Below are 3,186 nucleotides of genomic sequence, written 5' to 3' on the forward strand. Positions count from 1 at the left end.
ATGAGGACGGGCTGACCGTCGACTGGACCGCGCTCATCCCCGAGGCCGCCCCCGTCGACCTGCCCACCTACCCCTTCCAACACCAACGCTACTGGCTGGATACCGGCCGGCGGGACTCCATCCGGTACCGGATTGCCTGGGAGCAGGTTTCCGAGTGGGACACGGCCTCATTGAGCGGTTTTTGGGCGGTCATTGCCGGCAGCATCACCGATCCCGATGCTGTGGCGCTGAAAGCCGCGCTGGAGGAGCTCGGGGCGGAGGTCACGATCAGCGAGGAGACGGTCCCGCGGGGGATCTCGGGCGCCGTCTGCCTGCCAGGGGTCCGGGTCGAGGATGTGGTGAAGTGCGTCGAGGAGGGCACGGTCGTCTGGGCCCTCACCCGCGACACCACCGCTGACACCCCCGTCGTAGGCACCTCCGCGGACTGGGGCCGCACGCTTGCCGCGGCCGCGTACTCCCCGGAGCGCTGGGGCGGCACCGTCGACCTCGCCGCGGACCGAGACGTCTGGCCCCGCACGGCGCTTCTCCTCGCTTCCGCTCCCCGGGGAGGCGAGTGGTCCCTGCGCGCGGACGCACTGCTCGTACGACGCCTGCTACCGCTGTCCACCCCCGAGGCCGCCGAGCCCTGGCGGCCATCCGGCACGATCCTCCTCACCGGTGACAATCCTCGCCTGACCACCTGGCTGCTCCACAACGGCGCCGAGCGGATCGTGACCGCCGAGACGACGGAGGGCCTGGTGGAACTCGCCGCTGCCGGAGACGTGACCGCCGTGATCCACACGGACGGTGACCCGGAGACCGCGCGGGTCCTGGACGAAGCGCTGGCGGACGTCGCGCTCGACGCCTTTGTGGTCACCGCCATGGCCGGAGCGGTGTGGGGCGAGAGCGGTGACGGTGAACGTGCCGCTGCTGCAGCCGAGTTGACCGCGACCGTGGCCCGACGCCGGGCCCGAGGACTCGCGGCGACGTTCGTCGCGTGGGGCCCCTGGGCCGGCACACTCACGGCCGATACCGTGCTCGCGGCCCTGGCGGACGCCGTGGGCCAGCGCGAGGCCGCCGTCCTGTTCGCTGACCTGAGCCTGCCCGGCGCGGCGGCCGAGGCCGGGCTGCGGGTGTCCTCCCCGTTCTTCGCCAGGCTGCCCGACCTGTTTCGGGCACCGGTCACCGCGCTCTCGCCAGCGGCCACCGATTCCGTTGTCGCCGCCGAGCTGCGCTCCCGGCTCGCACCGCTGTCGGAGACCGTGCGAGAAGGCGTCCTTGTCGACCTGGTCAGGAATCAGGTGGCGGCGGTGCTCGGCCACGCCGATGTCACTGAGGTCGACGCCGACCGTGACTTCACAACGCTCGGCTTCGACTCGCTCACGGCGGTCGACCTGCGCGGGCGCCTGGGCAGCGTCACCGGACTGCGGCTACCCACCACTCTCGCCTTCGACCACCCGACGCCGCGTGCTCTGGCCACTCACCTCCACACGCTCGTCTTCGCCACGACGGCGGACGAGGATCCGGTTATCGCGCAGCACGGCACGGCCGACGAGGACCCCATCGCCATCGTTGGCGTGAGCTGCCGCTACCCCGGCGGCGTCAGCTCTCCGGAAGACCTCTGGCAGCTGGTGATCGACGGCCGTGACGGCATCGGGCCGTTCCCCGCCGACCGGGGCTGGGACATCACCGGCGGTGACATCGGCTACGGCGGTTTCCTGCATGGTGCGGCGGAGTTCGATGCGGGTTTCTTCGGGATTTCGCCGCGTGAGGCGTTGGCGATGGATCCGCAGCAGCGGTTGCTGCTGGAGACGTCCTGGGAGGCCCTGGAGCGCGCCGGCATCGCCCCGCACTCCCTGCGCGGCACCCGCACCGGTGTCTTCGCGGGCATGAGCGGTCAGGATTACTTCTCCCGCCTGGAGTCCGCTGCCGAGCGGGTCGAAGGCCACATCCTGACCGGCGTCGCGGCCAGCGTCCTGTCCGGGCGGGTGTCCTACCTGCTGGGCCTGGAGGGTCCGGCCATGACGATCGACACGGCGTGTTCGTCGTCGCTGGTGGCGTTGCATCTGGCGTGCCAGTCGCTGCGGTCCGGCGAGTCCACGCTCGCCCTGGCCGGCGGTGTCACCGTGATGTCGACACCGGGCACCTTCGAGGACTTCGGCCGCCAGGGCGGGCTCTCGCCCGACGGCCAGTGCAAGGCGTTTGCGGCAGCGGCCGACGGCACCGGCTTCGCCGAGGGTGTGGGTGTGCTGGTGTTGGAGCGGTTGTCGGATGCGCGGCGCAACGGGCACCGCGTGCTGGCCGTCGTCCGTGGTACGGCCGTCAACCAGGACGGTGCATCCAACGGACTGACCGCCCCCAACGGGCTGGCCCAGCAGCGGGTGATCCGGCAGGCGCTGGCGAATGCGGGGCTGCGTCCGCAGGACGTGGATGTGGTCGAGGCGCATGGTACGGGGACTCGGCTGGGTGATCCGATCGAGGCGCAGGCGGTCATTGCGGCGTACGGGCAGGGTCGTGAGCGGCCTTTGTGGCTGGGGTCGTTGAAGTCGAACATCGGTCATACGCAGGCGGCGGCCGGTGTGGGTGGTGTCATCAAGATGGTGATGGCGATGCGCCACGGCATCCTGCCGAAGACCCTGCACGTCGACGAGCCGACCCCGCATGTCGACTGGTCGGCCGGAAGCGTCAACATCCTGACGGAACCTCAGAATTGGGTGACCGACCAGCTGCGCCGGGCGGGCGTCTCGTCCTTCGGTGTCAGCGGCACCAACGCGCACGTCGTCCTCGAACAGGACACACCGGCCCCACTGCCGCAGCCCCCGGGGCCGCAGACCCCCGTGCCGTCCGTCGCGGTGTTCCCCTGGGTCATCTTCGCCCACACCGCCGAGGCACTGCGCGGGCAGGCCGACCGGCTCCTGAGGTCAGCCGTAAAGGGAGAATCCCCGCCCGAACCGGCGGCTGTGGCACGCGCGTTGGTCTCGACCCGGACGGTGCTGGAGCGTCGCGCCGTGGTGGTCGGGCGGGACCGCGAGGAACTCGCGGCCGGACTGGCCGAGGTGGTCGCGGGTGAACGCGTCGGTGGGGTGGCCCAGAGCGGTCGTACGGCGTTTCTGTTCTCGGGTCAGGGCAGTCAGTGGCCGGGGATGGGGCGGGGGTTGTATGACGCGTTCCCGGTGTATGCGGAGGCTTTCGATGCGGCGTGTGGGG

At 71.0% G+C, this 3,186-nt stretch carries 1 protein-coding gene; it reads left to right on the forward strand.

Features of this window, described 5'->3' with window-relative positions:
- The coding region (locus IE239_RS41180) for a type I polyketide synthase (RefSeq protein WP_190154565.1) at window positions 1-3,186 on the forward strand (3,186 nt) is incomplete at both ends.

The organism is Streptomyces humidus (assembly GCF_014649655.1).
In the GTDB taxonomy this organism is placed as follows: Bacteria; Actinomycetota; Actinomycetes; order Streptomycetales; family Streptomycetaceae; genus Streptomyces; species Streptomyces humidus.